At 43.9% G+C, this 25893-nt stretch carries 28 protein-coding genes; 15 read left to right on the top strand and 13 right to left on the bottom strand.

Translation table 11 applies throughout. From position 1 onward, the window contains the following. Positions 1-129: 129 nt before the first annotated feature. Positions 130-630: a transcription/translation regulatory transformer protein RfaH gene (gene rfaH, locus MTR11_RS04825; RefSeq protein ID WP_145532364.1), complete on the bottom strand. Its 501-nt coding sequence runs from the start codon at positions 628-630 to the stop codon at positions 130-132. A gap of 334 nt (positions 631-964) precedes the next feature. Here rfaH and MTR11_RS04820 point away from each other — a divergent pair, with 334 nt between their 5' ends. After that, entirely contained in the window at positions 965-2353 is a 1389-nt protein-coding gene (locus MTR11_RS04820; RefSeq protein WP_046874263.1) for a peptide MFS transporter, read from the top strand. Positions 2354-2396: 43 nt separating this feature from the next. Here MTR11_RS04820 and hemH read toward each other — a convergent pair whose 3' ends face one another. The 3 genes from hemH to htpG all read right to left on the bottom strand — a co-directional run bounded on the left by hemH (position 2397) and on the right by htpG (position 6399). Then, entirely contained in the window at positions 2397-3359 is a 963-nt protein-coding gene (hemH, locus tag MTR11_RS04815; RefSeq protein ID WP_243327073.1) for a ferrochelatase, read from the bottom strand. Positions 3360-3528: 169 nt separating this feature from the next. Next, positions 3529-4173 carry an adenylate kinase gene (gene adk, locus MTR11_RS04810; RefSeq protein WP_005393061.1) on the bottom strand — a complete coding sequence of 215 codons (645 nt, stop codon included), beginning with the start codon at positions 4171-4173 and terminating at the stop codon, positions 3529-3531. Positions 4174-4494: 321 nt separating this feature from the next. Then, positions 4495-6399 (bottom strand): molecular chaperone HtpG, encoded by a 1905-nt coding sequence (htpG, locus tag MTR11_RS04805; RefSeq protein WP_005393063.1) that lies wholly within the window; start codon positions 6397-6399, stop codon positions 4495-4497. Positions 6400-6670: 271 nt separating this feature from the next. Between htpG and MTR11_RS04800 the strand changes: the two genes are divergently transcribed. From MTR11_RS04800 to MTR11_RS04785, 4 genes are read left to right on the top strand one after another with little or no spacing between them, the layout of a single operon-like run. Continuing rightward, positions 6671-7549, top strand: a complete 879-nt coding sequence (locus MTR11_RS04800; protein WP_006742717.1) for a transcriptional regulator — start codon at positions 6671-6673, stop codon at positions 7547-7549. A gap of 10 nt (positions 7550-7559) precedes the next feature. Further along, on the top strand, positions 7560-8075 hold the full coding sequence (gene toxS, locus MTR11_RS04795; protein ID WP_005393067.1) for a transmembrane regulator ToxS: 516 nt from the start codon (positions 7560-7562) through the stop codon (positions 8073-8075). 46 nt (positions 8076-8121) lie between these two features. After that, positions 8122-8877 (top strand): sulfite exporter TauE/SafE family protein, encoded by a 756-nt coding sequence (locus MTR11_RS04790; RefSeq protein WP_243327072.1) that lies wholly within the window; start codon positions 8122-8124, stop codon positions 8875-8877. A 21-nt stretch (positions 8878-8898) separates the two neighbouring features. Next, complete coding sequence (locus MTR11_RS04785) at positions 8899-9177, top strand: SelT/SelW/SelH family protein (protein ID WP_005382088.1); 279 nt, start codon at positions 8899-8901, stop codon at positions 9175-9177. Positions 9178-9216: 39 nt separating this feature from the next. On the opposite strand, the gene yfcE is transcribed toward MTR11_RS04785, so the two are convergent. The 6 genes from yfcE to MTR11_RS04755 all read right to left on the bottom strand — a co-directional run bounded on the left by yfcE (position 9217) and on the right by MTR11_RS04755 (position 12453). Next, positions 9217-9762, bottom strand: coding sequence for a phosphodiesterase (yfcE, locus tag MTR11_RS04780; protein WP_243327071.1), 546 nt, complete (start codon positions 9760-9762; stop codon positions 9217-9219). Between the two features lie 64 nt (positions 9763-9826). Then, positions 9827-10036, bottom strand: coding sequence for a hypothetical protein (locus MTR11_RS04775; protein WP_005393073.1), 210 nt, complete (start codon positions 10034-10036; stop codon positions 9827-9829). A 150-nt stretch (positions 10037-10186) separates the two neighbouring features. Continuing rightward, positions 10187-10594 carry a CBS domain-containing protein gene (locus MTR11_RS04770; protein ID WP_005393075.1) on the bottom strand — a complete coding sequence of 136 codons (408 nt, stop codon included), beginning with the start codon at positions 10592-10594 and terminating at the stop codon, positions 10187-10189. Beyond that, a complete protein-coding gene (locus MTR11_RS04765) occupies positions 10591-10941 on the bottom strand; it encodes a P-II family nitrogen regulator (RefSeq protein WP_005393077.1) in 351 nt (116 codons plus the stop codon). The genes MTR11_RS04770 and MTR11_RS04765 overlap by 4 nt, the downstream gene beginning before the upstream one ends. Beyond that, positions 10931-11722 (bottom strand): DUF1538 domain-containing protein, encoded by a 792-nt coding sequence (locus MTR11_RS04760; protein ID WP_046874269.1) that lies wholly within the window; start codon positions 11720-11722, stop codon positions 10931-10933. The genes MTR11_RS04765 and MTR11_RS04760 overlap by 11 nt, the downstream gene beginning before the upstream one ends. Next, positions 11719-12453: a DUF1538 domain-containing protein gene (locus MTR11_RS04755; RefSeq protein ID WP_046874270.1), complete on the bottom strand. Its 735-nt coding sequence runs from the start codon at positions 12451-12453 to the stop codon at positions 11719-11721. The genes MTR11_RS04760 and MTR11_RS04755 overlap by 4 nt, the downstream gene beginning before the upstream one ends. Before the next feature lie 252 nt (positions 12454-12705). Here MTR11_RS04755 and MTR11_RS04750 point away from each other — a divergent pair, with 252 nt between their 5' ends. The 7 genes from MTR11_RS04750 (at position 12706) to MTR11_RS04720 (ending at position 18162) form a co-directional block, all read left to right on the top strand. Further along, complete coding sequence (locus MTR11_RS04750) at positions 12706-13620, top strand: TIGR01777 family oxidoreductase (protein WP_005393083.1); 915 nt, start codon at positions 12706-12708, stop codon at positions 13618-13620. A gap of 40 nt (positions 13621-13660) precedes the next feature. Then, complete coding sequence (locus MTR11_RS04745; RefSeq protein WP_047009542.1) at positions 13661-14488, top strand: SDR family oxidoreductase; 828 nt, start codon at positions 13661-13663, stop codon at positions 14486-14488. A gap of 479 nt (positions 14489-14967) precedes the next feature. After that, positions 14968-15822, top strand: coding sequence for a co-chaperone YbbN (locus MTR11_RS04740; RefSeq protein ID WP_048626123.1), 855 nt, complete (start codon positions 14968-14970; stop codon positions 15820-15822). Between the two features lie 155 nt (positions 15823-15977). Next, a complete protein-coding gene (locus MTR11_RS04735; protein WP_005393087.1) occupies positions 15978-16895 on the top strand; it encodes an SPFH domain-containing protein in 918 nt (305 codons plus the stop codon). Positions 16896-16898: 3 nt separating this feature from the next. Then, positions 16899-17360 carry an NfeD family protein gene (locus MTR11_RS04730; protein ID WP_243327070.1) on the top strand — a complete coding sequence of 154 codons (462 nt, stop codon included), beginning with the start codon at positions 16899-16901 and terminating at the stop codon, positions 17358-17360. A 325-nt stretch (positions 17361-17685) separates the two neighbouring features. Beyond that, positions 17686-17865 (top strand): hypothetical protein, encoded by a 180-nt coding sequence (locus tag MTR11_RS04725; protein ID WP_074191004.1) that lies wholly within the window; start codon positions 17686-17688, stop codon positions 17863-17865. Between the two features lie 114 nt (positions 17866-17979). Further along, a complete protein-coding gene (locus MTR11_RS04720; RefSeq protein WP_109168626.1) occupies positions 17980-18162 on the top strand; it encodes a hypothetical protein in 183 nt (60 codons plus the stop codon). A gap of 41 nt (positions 18163-18203) precedes the next feature. Here MTR11_RS04720 and MTR11_RS04715 read toward each other — a convergent pair whose 3' ends face one another. The 3 genes from MTR11_RS04715 to zipA form a co-directional block, all read right to left on the bottom strand. Further along, on the bottom strand, positions 18204-19613 hold the full coding sequence (locus MTR11_RS04715; RefSeq protein ID WP_006742721.1) for a hypothetical protein: 1410 nt from the start codon (positions 19611-19613) through the stop codon (positions 18204-18206). A 510-nt stretch (positions 19614-20123) separates the two neighbouring features. Beyond that, positions 20124-22136, bottom strand: a complete 2013-nt coding sequence (ligA, locus tag MTR11_RS04710; protein WP_048626121.1) for an NAD-dependent DNA ligase LigA — start codon at positions 22134-22136, stop codon at positions 20124-20126. A gap of 90 nt (positions 22137-22226) precedes the next feature. Continuing rightward, positions 22227-23183, bottom strand: coding sequence for a cell division protein ZipA (gene zipA, locus MTR11_RS04705; RefSeq protein WP_074191002.1), 957 nt, complete (start codon positions 23181-23183; stop codon positions 22227-22229). Between the two features lie 251 nt (positions 23184-23434). Between zipA and cysZ the strand changes: the two genes are divergently transcribed. From cysZ to MTR11_RS04690, 3 genes are all read left to right on the top strand, one after another. Continuing rightward, positions 23435-24178 carry a sulfate transporter CysZ gene (gene cysZ / locus MTR11_RS04700; RefSeq protein WP_031780324.1) on the top strand — a complete coding sequence of 248 codons (744 nt, stop codon included), beginning with the start codon at positions 23435-23437 and terminating at the stop codon, positions 24176-24178. A 164-nt stretch (positions 24179-24342) separates the two neighbouring features. Continuing rightward, complete coding sequence (gene cysK, locus MTR11_RS04695; protein ID WP_005382045.1) at positions 24343-25311, top strand: cysteine synthase A; 969 nt, start codon at positions 24343-24345, stop codon at positions 25309-25311. 300 nt (positions 25312-25611) lie between these two features. Continuing rightward, positions 25612-25869: an HPr family phosphocarrier protein gene (locus MTR11_RS04690; RefSeq protein WP_005382043.1), complete on the top strand. Its 258-nt coding sequence runs from the start codon at positions 25612-25614 to the stop codon at positions 25867-25869. Positions 25870-25893: the final 24 nt, after the last annotated feature.

The following is a 25893-nucleotide window of genomic DNA, read 5'->3' as shown; positions in this document are numbered from 1 at the left end:
TGCCCTACTCCTAATCGGTAACCATCGTTGTTTTGCTAAGCTCGCTAAACAGCGTCCCACTGCTGGTGATTACCAGCAAGATTAAAAAAGAGGTGCCAAAGCACCTCTTTTTTTGTTTGTACGTATTGGCTATTGCAAGTCTAAATCGCTGTTGTCAATGCTGACAGGCACTCGTTTAGTGATCATCTGCACTAACATGATTGAGCGTTTCTCACCATCTTGCTCTTGGAAGATAGCATCTATACCTGCAAACTGACCGCTCTTAACTCGGATTTGATCACCTGGTTTTGGCATACACTCAGAAGCGGTATTTTCATTACAGCATTTTTCTAGCTGCATCAATTCAAAGACTAAGTCACCTTGGACTTCTTTCGGTTGAGCACCAAAACGCACGAAATCAACAACCCCTCGAGTGGAGCGGACTGAGGTGAAGTTAGGTCCCTGTTCATAATCAAAGTAAGCAAACACATAACAAGGAAACAGCGGCTCTTCGACTTTTTGTCTTTTCCCGCGCAAAATCTTCTCAACTTCTACAGTTGGATAAAAGCACTCTACACCTTGGTTTTCAAGGTGCTGTTTCGCCCTAACCTGCTCCCCACGTTTACAATAAAGTAGATACCAACGTTTCATCTTTTTTACTAGCCAATTCTATTTTGTTTTTATCCTAGCATTAAGCCCAAGTTGAGTCATTGACATTCAGTTTATCTATAAAAGTATGATTATACATCGCTCGCATTAACAGTATCTTTTCAAGAGCTTACGAGAAGAAGTCCATAGACAAAAATGGAAATTAAGTTTGTAGCACAGCCAACACGCCATCATATCATCTGCAAATCCACTCAAAAACAGTCACTTAACAAACAACTTTAGTCGTAAGGCAAAATTTTATTGTTTGTCACTCATTAAATTGCAATGTATACGTAGAAGTCGTTAAAAAATGTAATAACTATTATTAGAAGAGCTTATGTCAAACCAACATCAATATTTCGGCCATCCTCGTGGCTTGTTCTTATTGTTCGGTACTGAACTGTGGGAACGCTTTTCTTACTACGCAATGCGCGCCATTCTAGTACTTTACCTTACAGATACAACGATGAATGGCGGCCTTGGCTGGTCAACCAAAGACGCACTAGACCTATACGGTATTTATACTGGTCTTGTGTATATCACACCTCTCATCGGAGGTTACTTAGCGGATAACTATCTAGGTCAACGCCGTTCAATTTTGCTTGGTGGCGCGTTAATGGCTATCGGCCAGTTTACACTCGCACTTCCTGCTGACGCTCTGGGTATTGGTTCGCTACACAGTTTCTATTTAGGTCTTGGTCTGCTTATCACTGGTAACGGCCTCTTTAAGCCGAATATCTCAACCATGGTTGGCGATTTATATAAAGAGGGTGACAACCGTCGTGACGGTGCATTCACCATCTTCTACATGGGGATCAACTTAGGTGCATTACTTGCCGGCGTCGTTTCTGGCTCTGTGACAACCTCTTACGGTTGGAAAGCAGGTTTTGTGGCCGCTGGTGTGGGTATGCTGGTTAGCCTAGTGATGCAAATGGTACTGGCTCAATCATGGCTTGGTGACATTGGCCGCGAACCGGCGGCGAAACGAGATCTAAACAACAAAAACTCAACCACGAAGCAGCCACTCACCAAAGAAGAAGTAAACCGACTAAAAGTAATTCTGGTCATGAGCTTATTCACTATTGTCTTCTGGGCAGGCTTTGAACAAGCTGGTGGTCTGATGAACATCTACACTCAACAATATACTGATCGTATGATTGGTGGTTTTGAAGTACCTGCTGCGTGGTTCCAATCGCTAAACCCATTTTTCATTATTACCCTAGCACCAGTTCTGGCGGTCCTTTGGGTAAAACTGGGGAAACGCGAACCTACGTCGCCAGTGAAATTTGCGATGGCACTATTTTTCTTGGCAATTGGCTTCCTATGTATGGTTGGCGCTGTGCTAGAACAAGGTGGAGACACAACGGTAAAAACATCAATGTTGTGGCTGGTGGGAGCTTTCTTCTTCCATACATTGGGCGAACTGTGCTTATCTCCAATTGGTCTTTCACTGGTGACCAAGTTAGCACCGCTTCGCTTAGCTTCACTCATGATGGGTGCGTGGTTTGGCTGTAATGCAATTGCAAACTACGTTGCGGGCTATGTGGGATCTCACGTAGGAGAATTGGGCGCAATGGCTATCTTTAGTGGCATTGCCGTCAGCGCTACCGTGAGTGGTGTCATCCTACTTCTATTCTCGAATACGCTCGTTCGCTGGATGCATGGTGCAGAGAATACTCACAGCACAGCAGAACAAGTCGAAGAGCAGCAAGTACAAGTCGCTTAATCGCTCTACAAAAAAGGGTCGCTTTTGCGACCCTTTTTTGTACCTAAAGCTTAGAGTGAACTAACTCAGCCATCATTTCTATATGAAGCTCACTATCGTTCAAACAAGGAATGTAGGTAAAGTTTTCACCACCTGCTTCAAGGAAAACCTCTTTACACTCTTCCGAGATTTCTTCCAACGTTTCTAAACAATCCGAAGAGAATGCTGGTGTCACTACATTGATATTTTTTACCCCTTTTGCAGGAAGTGCCTCTAGGGTTTTATCGGTATAGGGCTGTAACCACTCTTCTCGGCCAAATCGAGACTGATACGTCATACCTATCTGTTGCTCGTTTAACCCTAACGCTTCAGCGAGTAAGCGAGTCGTTTCTTCACAGTGCTGAGGGTAAACATCTCCATTATCAGCGTAACGTTTTGGAATACCGTGATAAGAACATAGCAAGTAGTCTCCCTTACCATACTCTTGCCAATGTTCACGAACTGAATGCGCTAACGCTTCAATGTATTTCGGGTGATTGTAGTAATCCCGAATAAAGCTAAAGCCCGGTATCACGGGCAGGTTTTTAAACGCTTTAGTGATTCCGTCAGAAACCGCTGCCGTTGTTGTGCCCGAGTATTGCGGATACAAAGGTAATACGATGACTTCCCCTACCCCTTGAGCCAACAGCGCTTCAAAACCTGATTGCAAACTTGGATTTCCATAAGTCATGCCAAGTTCGACTGGCATATCAAGCTTTTGAGCCAACTTTTCTGTTTGACGCTTAGAGTACACCATCAGTGGCGAGCCCTCTTCCATCCAAACTGATTGGTAGAGTTTAGCAACCTTGGGAGCTCGGATTGGAAGGATAACGCCGTGCAATAGCGGACACCAAAGCCATCGAGTCATATCTACCACTCGGTGATCATGAAGAAACTGACTTAAAAAGCGCTTTACGGCAGGAGCGGTTGGTGCGTCAGGAGTACCCAGGTTCACGAGGAGTACACCCTGTTTATTATTCTCTTTCATAACATCCTATTCATGGTAAACGGCTTAGTTCATATACTTAAATAGCCTCACAGCGCTGCATCGCTGCCACTTGAAGTCATTTAGATATATGTTTACGAGTAAACTAAAAAAAGCGACCACTTGGGTCGCTTTCAATATATCAAAATATTAAATTTTTGACTTCAGCAAATTAAGAGAGTGCTTTCTCGATATCTGCACTAACTTCAGCTACTTGCTTAGTACCATCAAACTTAAGGTACTTAGTGTTGCCTGCTTCAGCTTCTTTACCGTAGTAGTTGATTAGTGGTGCAGTTTGCTCGTGGTAAACACCTAGACGTGCACGTACTGTTTCTTCTTTGTCGTCATCACGAACAACAAGATCTTCACCAGTTACGTCATCTTTACCTTCCACTTTAGGTGGGTTGTAAACAACGTGGTAAGTACGACCAGAAGGAAGGTGAGCACGACGACCTGCCATACGCTCAACAATCACATCATCTGCAACGTCAAATTCGATAACGTAGTCTACATCAACGCCCATTTCTTTTAGGCCGTCAGCTTGAGGAATAGTACGTGGGAAACCATCCAGTAGGAAACCGTTCGCACAGTCTTCTTGAGCGATACGCTCTTTGATAAGGCCAAGGATGATTTCATCAGAAACTAGCTGACCAGCGTCGATAACAGCTTTAGCTTGTTTACCAAGCTCTGTACCTGCTTTGATAGCAGCACGAAGCATATCACCAGTAGAGATTTGTGGAATACCGTATTTTTCCATGATGAAGTTTGCTTGTGTGCCTTTACCTGCACCTGGAGCACCTAGAAGAATGATGCGCATGATTTATCCTCTTTAATATTTAAGATTTATACCGAAGCTCACAATAGCTGGGCTTCTTAGACATCAAACCCGAGAAGCACTCGCAACGATAAGTTTCGGTATAACGTATATAGGCGAGCAAAAATACACGCCTTATTACTCACATTCAAGTCGCAGATTCTATCACAGGTTCGCCGCGCAAAGAGTGTATTAAGACTAAAGAATGTTAACGATACCCTCTTTCACGCCCTATTGATTATTAACTCAACACCTGAGATGCAAAATTTTGCGACAACAAACAAAAAGCTCGCGAAATGCGAGCTTTTTGATGTACTGAGGTTATTACACCTTAGTCAAAAGTTTATTAACAGCTCCTAAGAACTCCGTTGGGTCCTCAATTGAGCCTCGCTCTGCAAGCATTGCTTGACCAAGCAGGACTTCTACCCAACGACCAAATGCCTCTTCATCCGCTTCGTCAGCCATGCGCTTAACCAGCTCGTGCTCTGGGTTTAGCTCAAAGATGTACTTCACTTCTGGCACTGCCTGACCCGCTGCTGCAAGAAGCTTCGCCATTTGAGTGCCCATTTCGTAGTCGTCCGTTACCACAACAGCAGGTGTAGACGCGAGTTTAAAGGTCGTACGAACTTCTTTCACACGATCGCCTAGGTAAGACTTCGTGCGTTCTACAACCGACTTAAACTCTTCTTCAGTTTCTTTCTGCTTCTCTTTTTCTGCTTCATCTTCAAACTGACTTAGATCGAGCCCAGCTTTTGTGATTGATTGGAACTGCTTGCCGTCAAACTCAGTTAAGTAGTTCATCAGCCACTCATCAATGCGGTCGTACATCAAGATAACTTCAATGCCTTTCGCTTTGAACTGCTCTAAGTGAGGGCTGTTTTTCGCAGCTGCATAGCTGTCTGCCGTCAAGTAGTAGATCTTATCTTGACCTTCTTTCATGCGCTCAACGTAAGCAGCTAGACCCACGGTTTGCTCCGCAGAATCCACTTCAGTTGAAGCAAAGCGCAATAGGCCTGCAACTTTCTCTTTGTTTGCGAAGTCTTCTGCCGGCCCCTCTTTCATCACAAGGCCAAACTCTTTCCAGAATGATTGGTATTTCTCTTCATCATTCTTAGCCATGCGCTCTAGCATCGTTAGCACACGCTTAGTACAAGCATTACGTAGAGACTGAGTCACTTTGTTGTCTTGTAAGATCTCACGCGAAACGTTGAGTGGCAGATCATTGGAGTCTATTAAGCCACGTACAAAACGTAGGTAAGACGGCATGAACTGCTCTGCATCGTCCATAATGAACACGCGTTGTACGTACAGTTTCAAACCTGATTTGTGGTCGCGGTTCATCATATCCCATGGCGCTTTAGATGGGATGTAAAGCAAGCTCGTGTAATCGTTTTTACCTTCTACACGGTTATGGCTCCAAACCAATGGATCGGCAAAGTCATGTGATACGTGCTTGTAGAACTCTTGATACTCTTCATCTGAGATATCCGATTTATTACGCGTCCACAGAGCTTGAGCTTTGTTGATTTGCTCCCACTTCTTCTCATCCGTTTCTTTGCCTTCGTCATCGCGAACAACAGTTTGGATGGAAACTGGGATGCCAATGTGATCCGAGTACTTGCTGATCACATCACGTAGACGCCATTCATTTAGGAATTCTTTACCTTCTTCACGCATATGAAGAATAATGTCAGTACCACGCGATTCTTTAGTGATGTTTTCGATGGTGTACTCACCTTCACCGGCTGAGTGCCATTGTACTGCTTCATCAGCGGCTAGGCCCGCAGCACGAGTTCGTACGGTGACGGCATCAGCAACGATAAACGCCGAGTAGAAACCAACACCAAACTGACCAATAAGCTGAGAGTCTTTGCTCTGCTCTTCAGACAGCTTTGAGAAAAACTCCGCGGTCCCAGATTTTGCGATCGTACCTAAGTGCTCGATCACATCATCGCGGCTCATACCGATACCGTTATCAGAAATGGTTAAGGTATTTGCGCTTTCATCAAACGACAGTTTCACGCAAAGGTCTGCATTACCTTCATATAAGTCTGGGTTAGATAGCGCTTGGAAGCGCAGCTTGTCCGATGCATCTGATGCGTTAGAAATCAGCTCGCGCAAAAAGATCTCTTTATTTGAATAAAGAGAATGGATCATTAAATGCAGTAGTTGTTTTACTTCTGATTGAAAACCACGAGTTTCTTTGTTTTGAGATACGGTTTCGCTCATGTGTGCTCCATAACATCTAAACTAATTGGCTTTTTCATGGAGATAAGTTTGTGACTTTCCCCTTGAAATTACCTTACTGAGATGTCATTTAACATGTGGCTGACAAATGTAAATTCAAGGTCAATATTGCTAAAAACGGTGTTTTTTTAGAAAAATTTAATTATCCTACCAGCCTAAAAGCATCTAAAATGTCGTGCGCACTCCATGCGCTTCGGTAATTTTGTGACATAAATCACTATAATTACAACATCATCCATCTAAGAAGAACTAAATGACTAACATCGGCACCAAATTTCTACTTGCTCAAAGGTTCACCTTTGATCCAAATAGTAATTCGCTCGCTGACCAACAAAACGGCAACGACGTTGTACGATTAGGAAGCAACGAAAGCCGTATACTTCTGATGTTGGCAGAGAGACCAAACGAAGTTTTAACCCGTAACGAGCTTCACGAGTTTGTTTGGCGTGAGCAAGGTTTTGAGGTGGATGACTCAAGCCTGACTCAAGCGATCTCTACTCTGCGTAAGATGTTGAAGGACTCAACAAAATCTCCAGAGTTTGTTAAAACGGTTCCTAAACGCGGTTATCAACTCATTTGTTCAGTGGAACGCTTAAGCCCATTATCTGCTGACTCTAATACTGACGTTGAAGAAGCCACTTCTGAAAATGAAGTGCACGCAGCGGAAATAGAAACAAGTGACGCGCCGTCAGCAGAAGCGGCGACAGACACCACGACTGAAGTAGAGCCTCAAGTAGAACCACCTAAGGCACAGCCAAAACCAGCAGCTAACACTAATAACTGGCTGCCGCGTATGATCGTTCTTTTGTCTCTGCTGCTTCCTATTTGTGTATTGCTCTTCACCAATCCTGCAGAATCCCAATTCCGTCAGATTGGTGAGTATCAAAATGTACCTGTGATGACGCCAGTGAACCATCCGCAAATCAATAGTTGGTTGCCGTCCATTGAGCAGTGCATTGAACGCTACGTAAAATACCATGCAGAAGATTCAATGCCGGTAGAAGTGATTGCTACAGGTGGCCAGAACAATCAGCTAATTCTGAACTACATTCATGACAGTCAACATTCATATGAGAATGTGACATTGCGTATTTTCGCTGGTCAAAATGACCCAACCGATATCTGTAAATAAGGAGGCCAGAATGAAGATAAAATTAGCATCTGCGGTTTTGGCCGTATCCGTTCTTTTCAGTGGTTGGTTATATTGGGGTAGCGACCTAAAAGTGGAACAGGTCCTCACTGCCAATGAGTGGCAGTCAACCATGGTGACGGTCATTACAGACAGCTTACCTGACGATCCTGTCGGCCCACTGCGTCGTGTTAATGTTGAATCAAATGTGAAATATCTCCCTAATGGAGACTATATTCGCGTAGCAAATATCAAACTATTCGCTCAAGGTTCAACGGCAGAATCCACGATTAATATCTCGGAAAAAGGGCGCTGGGAAGTCAGTGACAACTATTTGTTGGTTTCGCCTTCTGAGTTTAAAGATATTTCATCTTCTCAATCAAAAGACTTCTCCGAAGCACAGCTACGTTTGATCACTCAAATCTTTAAGCTTGATGCCGAGCAAAGTCGCCGTATTGATGTCGTGAACGAAAAAACGCTATTGCTCACTAGCTTGAACCACGGTTCTTCGGTGCTGTTTAAAAACTAACTTTGATTTGATGATAAGGGGGCAAGACGCCCCCTTTATTTTGCTTATGGATTGGTTAGATACCCTCACCCTCTTTTTCGGCTCACTTATCGCCAATACTCTGGCTTCGCTTTCTGGCGGCGGTGCAGGCTTACTTCAATTCCCTTTGCTCATCTTTCTCGGCTTGCCATTCTCGGTTGCGCTAGGGACACATAAAGTGGCTTCCGTCGCTTTAGGCTTAGGGGCAGCAAGCACACATTTAAAAGCAGGCACAATTAAGTGGAAGGTCGCGCTCTACCTTATAGTCTCTGGCAGCATTGGCGTAGTCTTAGGGGCAAACCTAATTGTCCAAATACCTGATGGTATGGCGGAAAAAATGCTAGGGAGCATGATTCTCGCGCTCGGCATCTATTCACGGTTTAAGAAATCATTAGGCCAAGAAGAAATAATACGTAACCGTCACCCAATCGGTGGGGTCATCGGCGGTGTCGGACTAATGCTCATCGGTATCATCAACGGGTCGCTGACCGCAGGTTCTGGTTTACTAGTGACACTATTTTTAGTTCGCTGGTTTGGGTATAACTATAAACAAGCCGTTGCTTACACCATGATTTGTGTCGGCCTGTTTTGGAATGGCATTGGAGGCATTGCCGTCGTTCAAGCTGGCGCTCCGATACATTGGGCTTGGTTGCCTGTTTTATTGTTAAGCTCATTTCTAGGCGGCAGTTTAGGCGCATGGGCCGCGACTCGATACAGCAACCGAGTGATTAAAATTGCATTCGAAATTCTCACGTTTGCCGTGGGCATCAAGTTGCTAGTTTAAACCGATTAAAAGGAAAGTTTCATGGATAAAGCGATCATTGATATTTATTACTGCCGCCAATGCAACTGGATGTTGCGTTCAACTTGGCTATCGCAAGAACTACTGCATACTTTTAGCGAAGAAATAGAAACGATCAGCTTACACCCAGATACGGGTGGTCGCTTCGAAATTTTCTGTAATGGCCAGCAAATTTGGGAACGGAAAAAAGACAGCGGCTTTCCTGAAGCAAAGGTGCTAAAACAGCGCGTAAGAGACATTATCGACCCAGAACGCGATTTAGGACATTCAGACACAAAATAGGGAGCAATTCGCTCCCTATATTTTTACTTAGTGAAAGCGTTAAATCATGGTTTGTGCTAGGACTTCGCCTTCTGGCGTTTTTACCGTTAGCGTATTGTCTTCTAAAGTACCAAAGCTTCTTGGTAAACCATTACGTGGAAATGTCATCGAGCCTGGGTTAAATATAACGGCTCCATCTTGCATCTCTGCGACAGGAACATGCGTATGACCGTGGGCGATGATATCACCTTCACGCAGTGGCGGCCGTTTTTCAGAGTTGTACAAGTGACCATGAGTCAAAAAGATTCTCTTACCAGATTCAAGTAGCACCCACGAGTAATCCATCATCATTGGAAACTTCAATAGCATTTGGTCCACTTCACTATCGCAGTTACCACGCACAGAAATAATTTGATCACTGTATTGGTTCAATAGCTCCGCCACCTGAGGTGGGTTGTAACCTTCTGGAATCGGGTTTCTTGGCCCGTGGTTTAGCGTATCCCCCAACAAAATCAGGTGCTCCGCACCAGAGGCTAAAAATAGCTCAATAGTTTCTTTAGTTGCTGGCAAAGAGCCATGCAGATCTGAGGCAAAAAATAGTTTCACGACATCGTCTCCTCACAAAGTACGAGGTCATTCTACGGCATTTTTATGACAGCTCAACCAACGACTACTGATAGCGCAATGATTCAATGACCATAGGCAAAATATAGAACCATGCTGCATACGCAGTTCCAACCAACACCAGTATCCAAAACACCATCGACATAAATTTTGACTTAGCTAGGTGGTGCAGCGGGTCTGGCTCTCCGCATCCTGGACATGCGTGAGCGCGCTTTGAGATTTGTTTCTCACACACAGGGCAAGAGACTAAAGGCATGATACAAATTCCTCGACAATAGACTTAGGGCGCAAAGAATAATGGTGAATTAACACATATGCAACCTAACATATATTAAATATTTTAGTTCTTTGTAACAGTCGCTGACTTGAGAAAAAAATGCGTTGATTTTTCATTTATATCAACCTATTACACTTCTTCTCGCACCATGCCATTGATGACAATATTGTTATAACTCACCATGCCAATGACCTCCCCATCTTCAATGACCGGAGCTCGGCTAATGCCAAATCGTTCAAATAGGCGCGCACAATATTTCACATTCATATCAGGGTCGACACACAAAGCGGGCTTGGTCATGATCTCATAAATATTCGTGCGCTGTGGAGAGCGATTATTCGCCAGCACCTTTTTGGCGATATCATTCATCAAGACGATGCCATATTCATCGTTGTCATCTCGCTTTTTCACCACCAGCGCTTTGACTTGGTATTTTTTAGCCAACGTTATGCCTTCATAAACTGTCATTAGCCCATCAACCATGACATAAGTAGCCGCCATTACATCTCGAACTCTAATTATCGTTTGACTGCTCATAACTCATCCTCGACCACTTTGGTCAACGTCTCTACTTGATGCGCGACACCGACTGCATCCTCAATATCGATCTGAATAGCAATGCCCTGCCCCGACTCTCGGTCGAACTCACCAACTTCATTGATGGTTTCTAATATGTGTCGAGAAAGGTGCTCCTCAACGACAAACAGCAGCACATCTTTTTGTACTTCCAGCGTTAAGCCAAAAAACGTTCGCTTTTGATTTAAACCTTGTCCACGAGCGTTATTAATCACCGTCGCACCAGTCGCGCCAGCTTCGCGAGCAGCGTCCAGTACCTTGTCTGTTTTGCTGTCTTCAACAAACGCAAGTATCAATTTAAAGCGCATTTTCTTCGTCCTCCGAGACATCTTTATTCAGCCATTGGGTTATTTGCGCATAGCCCATCACAGAGATCATAGGAAACAGACTGGCAAAGGCGATCAAGCCAAAGCCATCAATCATTGGGTTTCTTCCTGGGACGGTAGAAGCAAGCCCCAGCCCTAGTGCGGTTACAAGCGGAACAGTGACAGTAGAAGTCGTGACGCCTCCAGAATCGTAGGCGAGCGGAACAATAAGCTTTGGCGCATAAAACGTTTGAATCACAACCACGATGTAACCCGCGATGATGTAATAGTGAATAGGGTCACCGACAACAATCCGATAACTCCCTAGCGCGATGCCAATGGCCACCCCAAATGCAACGGCCACGCGTAAGCCGTTAATACTGATGCTGCCACCAGAAACTTGGTTTGCTTTTATCGCTACGGCTATGAGAGAAGGCTCAGCAATCGTGGTACTAAAACCGATAAAAAAGGCGAAGGTATACACCCAATAGTAGTCGACCCACACTAAGGCTTTTCCCACAGAGACTTTAAACTCTTGTAAAAATTCCGGTGCCGTCAGTTGCACGGCCATGGTCTCTCCGAGCGGAAACAGAGCCATTTCTAATCCGAGCAAAAAAAGAGCGAGCCCAAGAATCACATAAACAAACCCAAGCAAAACCTTCTTAAGGTTGTTAACTGGACGCCTTAACACCGCTAACTGAAAACCAAAAATAATGCTGGCGATGGGAATGACATCTCGAACGGTCGACAATAAAGTGTCTAGGAAATGTTCAATTGAAATCATGTTACGACCATTCCGTAAACCATCACAAACATCATCGGTAGCAGCGAGGCAAAAGCGATCAAACCAAAACCATCCACCATGGGGTTGCGCCCTTTAATCGCCGATGCTAAACCAACCCCTAGTGCAGTGACCAAAGGCACGGTGATAGTCGACGTCGTCACACCTCCAGAATCATAAGCAACGCCAATAATGGCTTCCGGTGCAAACCACGTCAGGACTACAACGCCGACGTAACCGCCGATGATCATGTAATGAATTGGCCACCCTTTTAAGATGCGCAGAACGCCAATAACGATAGCGATCCCCACAGAAAGTGCCACCGTTACTCGTAGCCCTTGTCCATAATCCTGCATGGATTGCTCTGAGTTTGTGATCATCCCTCCTTCTGCCGCAACTTCTGATGCTTCTTCTGCTACGGCCGTTAATGCAGGCTCGGCGATCGTGGTGCCAAAGCCTAGACAAAACGCAAAAACTAGCAACCAGAATACGCTGCCTTTTTTTGCAAAGGCTTGAGCCATACTCTCTCCGATAGGAAAAAGACCAAGCTCTAGACCAAAAATAAAAAACGTTAACCCTAAAACCACAAGCAATAAGCCAAAAAGAATGGAGATGAGATTAGGAAGTGGCTCTTGCAAAACAACTAATTGAAAAAAAGTGATAACAACAACGATGGGTAGCAGATCGCGAGCACTATTAAGGAGCGCTCGAAAAAGAGCAACAAATGCTTCCATACCTATCCTCCTTGATGGTGCAAACTGATTACGCTTGTTCCGGTAGCGATGTTTTTAGTCTGGCATAGATTTAGTTCTCCTACCGTGAACGAATTAGCGCCATGCATAACATTTAGTTACATTTTTTCAATATGTGAAGTCAGTAGCCTCGCTACAGGCTTGCCACTATCCTAGAAATAATAGTGTTGAGATGATCAAGCTCAGCACAAAACGACTATAATGTTCTAATACGTGTACATTCAAAGAGATAACATGAAGATATTACTCACAGGTGGCACTGGGTTTATTGGTTCGGAGTTGCTCAAGCTGCTATCCACTCACCAAGTTATGCTACTTACACGCTCTCCAGAGCAAGCAAAACAACGCCTCCAACACGCTGATTTGGGTAATATCGAATACCTTGACTCGCTTGAGTCATTCGCCGACCTCAATCACATTGATGCCATAATTAATCTTGCGGGTGAGCCTATCGCAGATAAAAGATGGACCAGCGAGCAGAAAGAAAAAATCTGCAAAAGTCGCTGGAAAATTACCGAACAAATCGTTGAGCTGATCCACGCCAGCACAGAGCCTCCCGCAGTTTTTATTAGTGGCTCGGCCGTTGGTTACTATGGCGATCAACAAGACCACCCGTTTGATGAGTGCCTGCATGTTAACAGTGAAGACTTTCCTCACGAGGTTTGTGCAAAGTGGGAGCAAATAGCCAAACGCGCAGAGTCTGAACAAACACGTGTTTGTCTATTGCGAACTGGCGTAGTACTCGGCCTTAATGGCGGGGCTTTGGCGAAAATGCTCTTACCTTACAAACTTGGCGTAGGCGGCCCGCTCGGGAACGGTAATCAGTACATGCCTTGGATTCACATTCTGGATATGGTCCGCGCCATCATGTACTTGCTTGAAACACCACATGCCCATGGTGCGTTCAATATGTGTGCACCTCACCCTGTGACTAACCGTATCTTTAGCGGCACGTTGGCAAAAACGCTGAAACGACCACATATCTTGTTCACGCCTAAATGGGCGATGGAACTCCTAATGGGTGAATCTTCCTGTTTATTGTTCGATAGCATGAGAGCCAAACCCAAAAAGCTCACCGAACTTGGCTTCAAATTTAGCTACTCCAGAATAGAGCCAGCACTCAAGCACTTGCTTCATGACCGGAGCTGATGAATGATCACCTCATTCAATGTTGCTTGAGGCTTAATTTATGAAAAAGTCGATTCTTATTACGGGTTGCTCAACCGGTATCGGTTACGTGTGCGCTCACGCCCTGCAAAACGAGGGATTTCATGTCATAGCATCTTGTAGGAAAGAGCAAGATGTCCAACGTCTAATTAATGAAGGGCTAACCTGCATCAAGCTAGACCTAAACAGCCCTGAAAGTATTTCTTCGGGCGTAAAGCAAGCATTAGAGCTAGCAGAAGGTAAGCTTTATGCCGTGTTCAATAATGGTGCCTATGGCCAGCCCGGTGCATTGGAAGACTTGCCCACCGAGGCTCTTCAAGCTCAATTTCAGACCAACTTTTTTGGTTGGCACCAGTTAGTCAGAGAAGTGCTTCCTCACATGCGCATACAAGGCGAAGGACGCATAATACAAAACAGTTCTGTTCTTGGCTTTGCTGCAATGAAATACCGCGGCGCCTACAATGCGTCAAAGTTTGCCCTAGAAGGCTGGACTGACACACTACGGCTAGAGCTTGCGGATACGAATATCAAAGTGGCATTGATAGAACCTGGGCCTATCGAAACTCAATTTAGAAACAATGCATTAAAAGCCTTCGAGAAGTGGATTGATATTGAATCCAGCCCTCACCGCCTCGCCTATGAAGGACAAAGAGAGCGACTCAACAAAGACAAATCTAATAATCGATTTGTTTTACCTGCAGAGTCCTGCGTCGCACCTGTTCTTCATGCATTAACTAGCGCTTCACCTAAAATTCGCTATCGAATTACTACGCCGACTAAATTATTCGCAATCTTGAAAAGGTTATTACCAACCCGTGTGCTTGATAAAATTTTGCGACAAGCTGCATAAAAAAGTTTTGTCACAATGTAATTTCATCGTAACAATGTGATGTCATTATGAGCATGTAGGTTAAAAAAACCTCAAGCAAACGAATCAATTTCTACGCAATTCAGTGAGCACTATTCAACCTAAAGTGAATGAGTTGCTTAGATTTGGTATCGCCACCCATTACGTTTTGTAGCAATGTTTTTACTACTGCGAGGCAACAATGACATTAAATCAGCTTAACTGGCTTAGTGTGGGTGTAGTGTTGACCATGTTCATCCTATTTTGATACCGCACTAACAAATAGCATTAGAACTGCGCTGCTTCGGCAGCGTTTTCTTTTTGCCTTACACCTATTCAGCAGTAACACCATTCTCTTACCGCATCCTTTCACAAAATAGAATGATTCATTATTGATGACGATTAGCAACCATCGCTTGAATTTCCCTTAAATCAACTCCATATCTATTATCAACGACAAGACACAAAGCAAGGATACTCTGATGCAATCCCCATTTATCGTTGAGATAACAGAACAGAACTTTCGCGAAACTCTTGAAGGATCAATGAACACGCCCGTTCTGATCCACTTTTGGGCCAATGCTCAACCAGAAAGCGCACAGATACTCCCTGAGTTGCAATCTCTTGCTCAACAGTACAACGGTGCATTTACGCTTGCTTTATTAAATTGTGAAGATCAGCCGGCTCTAGCGTCTCAATTTGGTGTGCAAGTATTGCCAACTATCGCGCTGTTTATAAATGGTCAAGCCGTCGATGGATTGGGTGGCCCTCAGCCAATTGATGCCATTGCAACCATGCTACAAAAGCATTTGCCAAGCCCAGATGAACAGCTATTAAAGCAAGTCAGTGAACTTCTTCAGCAAGGTGAGCATGCTCAGGCTTTAAGCATCATCCACACTTTACCGCCAGAACTGCAAGAGCGTGGCGATGTGAAACTCGCGATGGCTGATTGTTTATTAGAAACCAAACAATTTGATGTCGCCCAAGAGCTACTGAACGCTATCCCTCTTGAGTATCAAGATAACTACTACAAGAGTCTAATAGCCAAGCTCGAGCTGCATTTGCAGGCTGCAGATAGCCCTGAGTTACAACGACTAGAACAAGCATACGCAGCAGACATGGCAAACTTCGAACTTGCTTGTGAATTGGCGGTACAGTACAACCAAGTGGGTCGTGATGAAGAAGCGCTGGAACTGCTGTGGAATATTCTTAAAAAAGACTTGGGCGCCCAAGACGGTGAAGTGAAGAAGACTTTTATGGATATTCTCAGTGCGCTAGGTCAAGGCAACGCATTAGCAAGCAAATATCGCCGTCAGCTGTATTCGATTCTGTACTAACTCGCTGAAAAGCGAAACTTCAACTAAAGGCCGGATATTCCGGCCTTTGTTATATAAAAAACCAATAACCTCTTAAGGTTCTCAGAACTTCAATTGTCTATTGTCTATAAATAGGTAAAAATGAATCGGACATTATGCACTTAAGGGAATAACTCATGCCAATTGATTCACTGATTACCATCGGTATTTTCGTCGTTCTTGCTGTAGTTATCTTATCTTCAGCCATTAAGACGGTGCCACAAGGAAATAACTGGACAGTCGAACGCTTCGGACGCTACACCCATACGCTAAAACCCGGCTTAAACTTGATCATCCCATTTGTTGATAAGATAGGGCAAAAAGTCAACATGATGGAGCGCGTTCTTGATATTCCAGCGCAAGAAGTTATTTCAAAAGACAACGCTAACGTAGTTATTGATGCCGTCGGATTTGTTCAAGTCATCGATGCTGCCAAAGCGGCTTATGAAGTCAACGATTTGGAACATGCCATTAGAAATTTAACTCTCACCAATATCCGTACCGTTTTAGGCTCAATGGAGTTGGACGAAATGCTGAGTCAGCGTGACATGATCAACTCAAAGCTGCTGGCAATTGTTGACCAAGCCACCAACCCATGGGGTGTAAAAGTCACACGAATTGAAATAAAAGATGTCCAGCCACCATCCGATCTAACGGCGGCGATGAATGCTCAAATGAAAGCCGAGCGAAATAAACGAGCGGAGATTCTCGAAGCAGAAGGGGTACGCCAAGCTGAAATTTTAAAGGCTGAAGGTCATAAGCAATCGGAGATATTAAAAGCTGAGGGCGAAAAGCAGTCTGCTATTCTCCATGCTGAAGCTCGTGAACGCGCCGCGCAAGCAGAAGCAAAAGCGACTTATATGGTTTCTGAAGCGATTGCCAAAGGCGATATGCAAGCCGTCAATTACTTCATTGCTCAGGGCTATACCGAAGCGATCAAAAGCATTGGTCAAGCCGAAAACGGCAAAATCATTATGCTTCCATTAGAAGCGACCGGACTAATGGGCTCGGTTGCAGGGATAGCAGAGATGTTTAAACAACAAGATAAAGAATAACTTATGGACTTTTTCAGTTTGCTGGAAGGCGTCTCTTTCTGGCATTGGCTAGCCTTCAGTTTTGCACTTCTAGCGGTAGAGCTACTTGGGACGGCGGGATATTTTCTCTGGCTCGGAGTTTCTGCACTTATCGTTGGGGCACTAATGACCGTTTTGCCAATGAACTGGCAATTACAATGGCTTTGCTTTGCAAGTTTCAGCTTAATCACCACTTGGTTATGGTGGCGACGACAATGGTCTAAAGACAAGAAAGAAGACCAAGAAAGAGATCTGAACCAAAAGTATAAGCAGTTAATCGGACGCACACTTACCATTGAAGAGGACTTTTCTGTTGGGCTCAATCGTATCAAGGTTGCCGATACCACGTGGTCGGCACAGTCGGATCAAGCACTTCCAGCAGGAACGCGCGTTAAAATAAAAGATATCGATGGTATTATTTTAATCATTGAGCCTGATTCTAAGTAATTTATGCCAAAGTAATGGGGCATAACTATGCTCCATTACTTTAATCTAAACAACCGCTTTTATTTCATTGATTTAATTAAAATCGAACAAAAAATAAGTAGCAGAAATATTATTAATATCCTACCCTCTTCTTCCAATTATTTAATTCTTCATCATACGATAATCAATAAGATAGAAATATATCGATAAAAATTATCTTTCTAAATTTATTTTAAAAAATAAAACTTTATTGAATTATTTTTTGATCTTTTTGCCCCCCCATACATACTTAACGCATAAGCATTTAAGTTGAATGCTTTTTATTTGGTAAGTAAGAGGATGTACTATGAAGAAACTTCTCTTTTTAATGTTATGCGGTATCTTTTCTTTTTCTTCCTTTGCCTACACCAACGGAAATGGTGGTACAACTAATTTAGGACCGATAGTCGAATGTAAATTGCCCAGTGGTGATGTCACTAATATTCCAAGTGAAATGTGTCGATTTAGAGGCGGGGAATGGAACTAATATAGAAGTCAGTAGTTAGTTCAATATTAAGAAACTATTGATACCTTACTTTTCAGTAAAGTCATTATTTATCCAAGCAAGTAGATATTCAATGTCTACATTAAGGTGATGATTATGAAATTTTTAGCTGGTCTATTGTTAGCATGTTTTGCCCTAGCTCCATTAACTACTCATGCTAATGGTGCTTCAGGTGGTCGTACGCTAGCCCCAGAGATAAAGTGTGAGTTACCAAACGGTAACGTGCATATGTTACCGCCGTTATATTGCAAAATATATGATGGTCGAGAAGTAAAATAAAAAAGGAGCCTAGCGGCTCCTTTTCATTATCTCACTAAGTATTAGTGGAAGCTGTAAGGGATAAGAACTTGTAGACGTAGGTCTGTTTCATCCGCATCACCAGCACCAGCGTACTCATCGCGCTCTAGGATTGTACCGTGTAGACGGATCGTAGAACCTTTCAGTGCACCACTCTGTAGAGAGTAAGATACTGTCGCGTTAACTGCGTATTCACTTTCGTAATCCCAGTCACCTGATGCACCGCTTGCTGCAGAATCAGCACCAGTACCGTAACCAAAGCCTAGGTAGTAGTTCCAGCCGTTACCTTGGTTGTAAGATAGACGGTTGTACCACGCTAGCTCACCCGCTTTGTTCCAGTCAGACAGTGCATCCCACCACTGAGACCAAGTACCGTTGTTCATACCGTAAGTATGAATTGTACGTGGAACGAAGTCAGCACGGTTGTCTGTGTCTGTGTAGCGTAGCTCAGACATCCAAGCTAGCTTGCCGAAAGATTGATTCAAAGATAGACCAGTGTGGAAACCTAGACCATCGTATTTCACATCATCGTCAACACCGTAGAAATCAAATGCTAGAGTTGTACGGTCACTCACAGTGTACTTCAAGTAAGCCTTGTAAGAAGTGTTGTCAGTTTCGTTGTGGTAGCTAGTTACTTGACCTGCACCCCAGTCGATACCATTTGCATATTGAACGCCAGTAGCTTGACCCAAACCAAGTTGCATAAACAAGCTGTCAGTTAGGTTACCGTTTAGGCCTAGAGAGTGTAGGTAGCTCCATGAAGTATCAGACCAAAGCGCTGGCGCGTAGTCATCTTCGTGAAGTAGCCAAGGTGCTGTAAATTGGTCTGCACCAAAGTAGCTTAGGTTGAAATCACCTAGTTTAGCGTTCAGTTCGAAACCACGGTAAGTACCAGGTACGAAACTCCAAACGTTACCAATAGTACCGTTACCACCCGCTTGTAGCATACCAAAGCGCGCGTTGAAGCTTTCGTTTGCTTTGAACTTCAGTGCTGCTTTGTAAACTTTAAGCTGTTGACCATCACCTGCACCCCAGTCTAGGTTGTTACAAGTTGAAATTTCATTACATAGGTAGCCTTCGTTTGAATTGTAAAGGCTATCGTTGTAAAGGTCGCCAGAATAGTAAGCCGCAACATCTGCACCAACCCAACCATCGTGGTAGCCAGAAGTAAAGTCTAAAATTGCGTTGTAAGAAGAGTAGTTTAGACGACTCCAACGGTCACCGTTTTCACCGCCAGGCTTACCTGTTGTACGAGTACGAGAACGAGTATCAACTAGAAATAATGCATTAAGACTAGAGTCTTGCATAAATTCGTTCACTTTCTCTACGTACTCGCCACCTGCTGCACTTTCAGTAGACGCTGTAGCTGGAGCAACAGCAACAACACCAAACATTGCTGCGGTTAACGCTGAAACCTTAAAAAATTTGTCCATGGAAAAACTCCTAAAAATGGATATAGCTGTATTTTTCTATCTCACCTTTAGTTGGCCGCCGAAGGAGAGAAGTAAATTCCTGATCAAACCTCATTATTTCTAATTTGGCTTTTTTTAGTTCCTGCATACACACCGTGTATCCACGTGATTAAGACTAACTTCGCAGCTAAAAACATCCAAACGGAACTTATTTTTTTTCTAAAAAAATATGAGCCAGTCCAAAGTTCCATATAAGTTGTTGATCCAGATCTTACTTTTAACAACACCAACACAAAAAGACAGTTAAACATTGAATATCAATAACTTAAACCACACCCTAGAATTCCAACTTGAAGTCACTCGCAGACTAAAGAAGTAAAAAACCTTAATAATTCAATGGGAGATCTTGATCACTGAAAAGATAAAAAGCACAAATAACTCAATCAAAAAGCACTTAATTATGAGCAAGAAAAAGCCCCACATGCTTACCATGTGGGGCTTTTAGTTATTTTTTAGCTTTTTTGATAAGACTTAATTCATCAACTCGAGTAAGTCTTGTTCTGTTTTGATCTCGATACCCAGTTCTTGTGCCTTTGCCAACTTCGAGCCTGCATTTTCACCAGCAAACAAAATATCTGTTTTCTTAGAAACACTACCTGTCACTTTTGCACCTAGTGATTGAAGGGCTTCTTTAGCCTCTGTGCGACCTAATTGAGAAAGTGTTCCTGTCAATACAACTGTCTTACCTTCTAACGGTAGCTCTCCTACCTGCTCAGTCGTATTAATCTCTGGCCAGTGGATCCCTTGTTCAAGCAAATCTTTAACCACTGCTTGGTTCTGCTCTTCACTGAAGAAAGTCGTAATATGTTGAGCAACCACAGCACCGATGTCTTGCACTTCAATTAACTGCTGTTCGTTAGCATTTTGGATGGCTTCCAACGTTTTAAAGTGCATTGCTAGGTTTGCGGCGGTTGCCTCGCCAACTTCACGAATCCCAAGCGAATACAAAAAGCGAGGTAACGTTGTCTCTTTTGATTTTTCTAACGCATTCACAATGTTCTGCGCAGACTTTGGCCCCATGCGATCTAATACCGTTAAAATCCCCGCAGATAACTTAAATAAGTCAGCAGGAGTTTTCACCATCTCACGGTCAACAAGTTGCTCGATCACTTTATCGCCTAGACCGTCAACGTCTAACGCTTTACGAGACACAAAGTGTTTTAGCGCTTGTTTACGTTGGGCTTGGCAAACTAAGCCACCCGTACAACGTGTTACCGCCTCTCCTTCGATTCGTTCAACATGCGAACCACAAACAGGACACTGAGTTGGAAAAATAATATCTCGCGCTGTTTCTGGTCGACGCTCTTTGATGACAGAAACGACTTGAGGAATAACATCACCCGCTCGACGAATCACAACGTGATCACCGATCTTAACTTGCAGACGTTCTATCTCATCTGCGTTATGAAGCGTCGCATTACTTACCGTTACCCCGCCAACAAATACAGGCTCTAGTTTAGCAACAGGTGTAATCGCACCAGTACGACCGACTTGGAATTCCACCTCATTCAACGTCGTCATTTCTTCCTGAGCCGGGAATTTGTAGGCAATCGCCCAACGTGGAGCGCGAGCAACAAATCCAAGACGCTCTTGCACGGCAATATCGTCAATTTTAATGACGACACCATCGATCTCATAAGGAAGGGCATCACGACGCTGCAAGATATCTTGGTAGTAAGCTTTTACATCAGCCAAGCTTTCAACTCGCTTGGTCTCCGGGCACATTGGTAATCCCCAAGATTTAATTTGCAAGAAGCGTTCGTAGTGACTTGCCGCCAATTCAGCGCCTTGCACCACGCCCACACTGTATGCATAGAAGCTAAGCGGACGAGAAGCCGTAATGCGTGAATCCAATTGTCGTAAGCTACCAGCCGCAGCGTTACGTGGGTTGACAAAGATTTTTTCGCCTTTCTTCCTTGCTAATTCATTGAGCTTTTCAAACCCAGCTTTCGGCATAAAGACTTCACCACGAACTTCAAGACGATTTGGCCAGTCATTACCTCTGAGTTTTAAAGGAATGGCTTTAATCGTGCGAACATTCTCTGTGATGTTCTCGCCGGTAGTGCCATCACCTCGTGTTGCCGCCTGCACTAACACTCCGTTCTCATACAGTAAACTAACTGCAAGTCCATCCAATTTCGGCTCACAACAGTATTCTTTTACACTCTGACTGCCCACCCGCTCTTGTGCTCGCTTATGGAAACTATCAAGTTCGCTGTCATCAAACGCATTATCAAGCGAAAGCATCGGTACTTCATGTGTCACTTGGCTAAACGCAGAGAGAGGTTGTCCACCGACACGTTGACTTGGTGAATCTACGGTAATTAAATCAGGGTTCTCAGCTTCAATATCCAGGAGCTCTCGCATTAAGCGGTCGTACTCGGCATCAGGGATCTCTGGGTTATCTTCCACGTAGTAACGCACAGCGTGGTAATGCAACGACTCTTTTAGTTCTTCTAATCGCTGAAGTACTGATTCAGACATAGTAAAGCCCCGTGTATTTTCAATCGGTGAGGTTGGGAAATCCAAGAAAAAGGGCTCCATCCGGAGCCCTATTATTATTTGCTGTTAAGATTATGCGTTAGCGGCATTAAACTCAACTATTTGACGTCGATAAGACGCTAAACGGTCTGGCGTCATTAAGTTACGCTGGTCATCAAGAACGTTGCCACCTAAATCATCAGCAATTTGCTGCGCAGTTCGGAGCATTAAGTTGAAGTTCTGTTCAGCCTCGCCATAACAAGGCAATGTCATGAAGAATGAAATACCCTTCGTTGTAAACTCAGCAGGATCAGCATGCTCAAACGTACCAGGGTGCATCATATTAGCGACGCTAAACAACACTTTGCCGTTACCGGACAAGTCGACATGACGGTGGAAAATATCCATCTCGCCATAAATTAAGCCGTTTTGTTGCATACTTTCAAATAAAGCAGTACCAACAAATGGCTCTTCACCCGCACAGTGCACATTCAATACAATCACTTGCATTTCAGGTTCTGGCTTTGGCTCTTCCTTAGGCTCTGCAACGACAGGCTCACTAACCGTTTCGACTTGCTGTTCTTTCTCAGTAATATCAAACGCGGCGGGAATAGCTTCTTCTTCCACAGCAAGCTGGAATGGCTCTTCAGCTACTGGTGCTTGAACAACAGGCTCAACGTCCTCTTCTTTATCTTTTTCTGCAACAAATGAAGGGATGTCATCCGGCTCCTGCTGCGTCTGTTTTACTTCAGAAGGACCACCGAATAACGGGTCAGATTCAAACTTGTTGTCGAAAGAACTCGCCATCCCAAAATCTGGCTCTTTGCGATCTTTACGAATGATCTCAAAGTCATCTTCAGGAGCGGGAGCGAAGTCTCGTTCTTTCTCGACAAGATCATTTTTGTCCCCTTGGTCAACATCCAGCTTACCAAGCGGCTTGTTACCAAACTTTGCTTTGCCTTCTTTTTTACTGCTCCACAAACCATGAAACAGCAATGCCGCGATGGCTAATGCGCCAACAACAATGAGTACGAATCGCAATTCCTGCATTATTTACTCTCAATATACTTGTTTTTACTACTCGCAGTTCCTTGAGCAGCTACCCAAGTGCAATAAATCTGAATGATACGTTTACTTTACCAAAACTATATGTAGATTTAGAACAACTTAATGCAAGAAGTTCCGTTTTTTGTTGTGATTCTTGCCACGATTCCACTTAACAAGACGTCATTTGTCAGGGCATTGAAAGAAAAGCCCTCACAGGTACAATGAGTTTTCATTTACACGAAGCCAAAATAGACATGAAGCAAAACAATCAGCAGAGAACCGGATTCGGTTATTTTCTATACGGGATACAATTGGCACTTGCCCCTAAAATCAGACGCTTTGTCATCTTACCTCTACTTGCAAATATCTTGCTTGTGGGTGGTGCCATCTTCTATCTATTTTCAAACCTTAATATATGGATCGAAGACTGGATTGGGCAGCTGCCTGAGTTTTTATCCTGGTTAACTTACATTCTTTGGCCTTTACTCGCTCTGACGATACTCGCTACCTTCTCCTATTTTTTCAGCACGCTCGCGAACTTTATCGCCGCGCCATTCAATGGCCTCTTAGCTGAAAAAGTTGAAGAATACTTAACGGGACAAAAAGTGAATGATGATGGTTTCACTGCCGTTCTGAAAGATGTTCCTCGCGTTTTAGCTCGTGAATGGAGAAAGCTGCTTTACATCTTACCTAAAGCAATAGGCCTATTCCTGTTATTGCTCATCCCTGCCCTTGGGCAAACAGTAGGCCCATTTTTATGGTTTATTTTTACCGCTTGGATGCTCGCGATTCAATATTGTGACTACCCGTTTGATAACCATAAAATCCCATTTAACGACATGCGTTACAAATTGAAACAAAAGCAAGGTAAGGCCTATGGCTTTGGGGTATTGGTGTCTGTGTTTACGACGATCCCAATTTTGAACCTCATTGTCATGCCTGTAGCAATATGTGGCGCAACCGCTATGTGGGTGGCGGAGTTTAAGCACCAACGATAGTCGATTAGAGATTAAGGAAAGGGATCTGCGCCAGCTTTTCCCTTTTCTTTTATCGAGTTCTGGGCCAACCTAATAAGATATAACTTTTTAATCCTTTTCCCTTTTTTTCATACCGCATATTCTTCTATCCATATTCACACAACGTGTAATGAAGGAACATCACTATGAGCAAAATCTACGAAGATAACTCTCTTACTATCGGTAATACACCTCTCGTTCGTCTAAACAAAGTGAGCAAAGGCAAAGTTCTCGCGAAAATTGAAGCGCGTAACCCTAGCTTCAGTGTTAAGTGCCGTATCGGTGCAAACATGATTTGGGAAGCAGAGAAAGCGGGGCTTCTTAAGCCAGGTGTAGAGCTTGTAGAACCTACCAGTGGTAACACAGGTGTTGCTCTAGCATTCGTAGCGGCTGCTCGCGGTTACAAGCTAACATTGACCATGCCTGAATCAATGAGCCTAGAACGCCGTAAGCTACTTAAAGCACTAGGCGCTAACCTTGAGCTGACTGAAGCGGCGAAAGGCATGAAAGGGGCGATTGCTAAAGCAGAAGAAATCGTAGCAAGCAACCCTGAGAAGTACCTACTTCTTCAACAATTTGACAACCCTGCGAACCCAGAGATCCACGAAAAGACTACGGGCCCTGAGATTTGGGAAGCGACAGACGGTGAAATCGACGTATTCGTTGCTGGTGTCGGTACGGGCGGTACTATCACAGGTACAAGCCGTTACATCAAAGGTGAAAAAGGCAAAGCCATCACTTCTGTCGCAGTTGAGCCAGCAGAGTCTCCAGTTATTGCCCAAGCACTTGCTGGCGAAGAAATCCAACCTGCTCCGCACAAAATCCAAGGTATCGGCGCTGGTTTTATCCCAGGTAACCTCGATTTAGACATTATTGACCGCGTTGAACAAGTCACCTCAGAAGAAGCGATTGAGATGGCTCGTCGCCTAATGGAAGAAGAGGGTATCCTAGCTGGCATTTCATCCGGCGCGGCTGTTGTTGCAGCTAACCGACTTGCAGAACTCCCTGAATTTGAAGGAAAAACAATTGTAACCGTTCTACCAAGTTCAGGTGAGCGTTACCTAAGTACAGCACTCTTTGCAGGTATCTTTACCGAAAAAGAGAACCAACAATAATATGTGTTCAAATCAATTTTTAGTTTAAAAAAGCCCCGTTTAGGGGCTTTTTTGTTGATCCCTGCCCTACCTTTGGTAATATCAGGGTGTTTTATTTCTAGCTTCAAAATAAAGAAGCAGAACACAAAAAGGTTTCAAAGTGATTACGCACGCAAACAGTTGCGTAGTTACCAAACTTTTGACTAGTATCAGAACTGACGCGCTTTGAACTCTTCCCGTGCTAGCGCACAAGATGTAAAGCAGTTAAGCTAAAATCTAGTCACAAACTAACAAAAAAATACATTTATTGGGGTATATCACATGTACGAGAAGCAAGTAGAAATCACAGCAGAAAACGGCCTTCACACTCGTCCAGCTGCACAGTTTGTTAAAGAAGCAAAAGCATTCGACGCAGACATCACTGTGACTTCTAACGGTAAAAGCGCTAGCGCTAAGAGCCTATTCAAACTACAAACACTAGGCCTAGTAAAAGGTACTCAAGTAACTATTTCTGCTGAAGGCCCACAAGCTCAGCAAGCAGTTGACCACCTAGTTGCTCTAATGGACCAACTACACTAATCCGGTCTCCTACTCCAGAAGCCA

Origin of the sequence: Vibrio sp. CCB-PB317, from assembly GCF_022808245.1 — a bacterium.
Lineage (GTDB): Bacteria > Pseudomonadota > Gammaproteobacteria > Enterobacterales > Vibrionaceae > Vibrio > Vibrio diabolicus.
This window is presented reverse-complemented; position numbering and strand designations above follow the sequence as displayed.